The sequence below is a fragment of the Thauera sp. WH-2 genome (assembly GCF_048321015.1).
GTDB lineage: Bacteria > Pseudomonadota > Gammaproteobacteria > Burkholderiales > Rhodocyclaceae > Thauera.
Window position 1 is genome coordinate 1 of record NZ_JBLWFG010000036.1, and the last position, 353, is coordinate 353.

Genomic DNA, 353 nt, shown 5'->3' on the forward strand with positions numbered 1-353 from the left:
TCCTCCGGCTTGAACGGGTAGCCCGCGTTGGACATCTGCACCGTCACCAGCCCCCACATCAGCCACACGGCAAAGCCGCACAGCAGGCTCGGGATCGAGATCCACAGGTTGCGGTTGGCGATGCGCGAGCCCTTCTCCTTCCAGAAGGCCTCATCCTCCGGGCGCCAGTCGACGATGTCGGCGCTACTCGTGGTCTTCGGCCCCTGCACAGCGGCCTTGTCAATTGCCTGCATGAATGCTGCTCCTTCTTGTCATTGTGTAATCACATCAACTCTGGTTCGGACGCTGGACGCCTGCGCGCTCCTCGAGCACATCGGTGCGGCGCACCTCGGTCCAGTACATCCAGATCAGCG

At 62.3% G+C, this 353-nt stretch carries 1 pseudogene; it reads right to left on the reverse strand.

The annotated features are described in order from the left end of the window. Positions 1-233 (reverse strand): annotated as a pseudogene (locus tag ACNKW1_RS15770) (antiporter); the annotation flags it as partial. Positions 234-353: the final 120 nt, after the last annotated feature.